Genomic DNA, 2,422 nt, shown 5'->3' on the forward strand with positions numbered 1-2,422 from the left:
GCACACTATTGAGTTCTCACACAACACACACCCACGAAGACAACCACCCCAACCAGGGCAACCACCACGTGAGCAGCAGAAGAAGACTCTACCTTCACTGCAAACACAAGTCAAACCGACCGTGAATACAAAGTAAACTCTCCCCCACATCACCACAATAAGCGATTACATCGCCCTGTCGCGCTGACCCCGGATACATTACACACACTTCACACATAAAGCGAACCCCCAGGTCACAATGCTTTTCTAGGGCACTTTCGAGCTAATAGAAGACCATAACCGTAGAGTTTCACTTAAAGCTGTTCGGCAATGCATTCGTTCACCGGCCGCTCACGCACACTAACGAACTATCTCAGCAGAATGACGTGGCCCGAAAGCCTCGTCGTAAAGCGAGATGGAGCGAAACCACCCCAATAGAAAGCTCCAGTGAGGAAAAGCTGGACTAGGGAACTAAAGTCGAACTGTGACTACATCAACGAAGACCGATGCTCGGACCGTCCATCCGGTCGATGAGTATCCGGGCCATGTGAAACTGCTTGTACTCGGCTTTCAACATGTGCTCGCCGCGTATGCAGGCGCGGTGGCAGTCCCGCTTTTCGTGGGCTGGGCACTTGTGGATGCCGGGCGTATGTCCCCATCCGATATTCCGCACCTAATTGCCGCGGACCTGTTTGTTGCCGGCATCGCCACCATCGTGCAGTCGGTGGGCATTTGGCGATTTGGTGTGCGGCTACCACTGATTCAGGGCTGTACCTTCTCTGCTGCCATTCCGATGGTCACTATCGGATCGCAATACGGCGTGCCCGCAATCTACGGTTCGGTGATTGCATCGGGCATTTTCATGATGCTCTTTGCACCGCTTTTTGCGTCGCTTCTACGTCTATTTCCGCCGTTGGTCACTGGCACGGTGCTATTGATTATCGGTACGACGCTTATGCCAGTCGCAGCTGACTGGGTTGGTGGCGGTGCTGAAGTCAAGGACACTCCTGATTTCGGCACGCCCCAAAACTTGGCAGTAGCTGTGTTTGTGTTGGTCTTGATTCTCAGTATTGAGCGTTGGGCACCGGAATGGCTCGCCCGAATCGCCGTTCTAGTGGGCATGATTTCTGGGTTGCTGCTATGCATTCCATTGGGAATGGTGGATTGGTCTGGGACCAAGGACTCACCAATCTTTGGGCTGACACATCCGTTCTACTTCGGCATGCCTGAGTTTGTCTTCTCGGCTGTATTTGCCATGTGCATTGTCTCGCTTGTGACTATGGTCGAGGCGACTGGAGATGTGCTTGCAATCGGTGAGATTACCGAGACCGAGATTGATAATCGCCGTATTGCCGACACACTGCGTGCCGACGGTGCTGCGACGATGATCGGCGGTATTTTCAATACCTTCCAATACACGGCGTTTGCCCAGAACATCGGCGTCCTGTCCATCACGGGCGTGCGATCCCGATGGGTTACCGCAGCTGCAGGCGGAATGCTGCTGATTCTGGGACTGATTCCAAAGACGGCCGCTCTCGTTGCTGCTATCCCGGCTCCAGTTTTGGGAGGTGCCGGTATCGCCTTGTTCGGCATGGTCGCAGCATCCGGCGTCCGCACCCTATCCAAGGTTAAGTTCACTGAATCCAACGTGATCGTGGTTGGTATTCCGTTGGCACTGGCATTGCTTCCGGCTGTATCGCCCGAACTATTCTCCGGACTGCCGGCATGGGCACAAACGTTTATGGCCTCAGGAATCTGCGTAGGTTCCGTCGCAGCTATTATCTTGAACCTTTTGTTCAACACCGCCGACCGTGCACCGCACGCAGTTACTCCGAGCGCTCACGACACCTTCCGCGGAGGTATCAACTCTGAAGATAAGGACCACGACGGCTACGGCGACGTCCCGCCCGCTAAGCCAAGCAGTAATAACTAACTTCGGTACTTTGATTAGCGTGGCTGGATAGCTCAATCCCAGACCGCGCTGGCGTAATTAAATACAACACATTCCCGTATGGGCGCAGGCAATACCTCGCCCATACGGGATTTCCTTTTGGCGCGACCTTGGATGGCGCCGCGTTGTCTCGTAGGTAGGGCTTAAGAATCAGGACGAATTCCAAATAAGCGTATGGATCCCTATTTGGACAGCTTGGCAGTAAAGCCCCATTGAAGCGCGGTATCTGCATGTCGGGATGAGTGGCTGTGGTAAACACAGAAGTGCAATAACTGAATCGGACATGCCAACAAGCTCAGTGCCAGAATTCGAGGAGCCTCCGACCGGTGTACTGCGCATCGGACCCTTCTAAGTACCCGCAATTAAGCCAAATCGGTAGCTACCCCGAGATATAAGCCACGACATTTGTCGATTAAATGTTGTTTACTCGTGGGCACAAAAGTGGGCCGCAGCACCCAACCCCACACAAGGGGCAAGGCAACCACGACCCAC

1 protein-coding gene is annotated in these 2,422 nt (G+C 53.9%); it reads left to right on the forward strand.

Annotation, left to right across the window (positions count from 1 at the left end):
• Positions 1-463: 463 nt before the first annotated feature.
• A complete protein-coding gene (locus QP977_RS10950) occupies positions 464-1,912 on the forward strand; it encodes a nucleobase:cation symporter-2 family protein (protein WP_284847307.1) in 1,449 nt (482 codons plus the stop codon).
• Positions 1,913-2,422: the final 510 nt, after the last annotated feature.

Source organism: Corynebacterium sp. MSK012 (genome assembly GCF_030232435.1).
Lineage (GTDB): Bacteria > Actinomycetota > Actinomycetes > Mycobacteriales > Mycobacteriaceae > Corynebacterium > Corynebacterium jeikeium_D.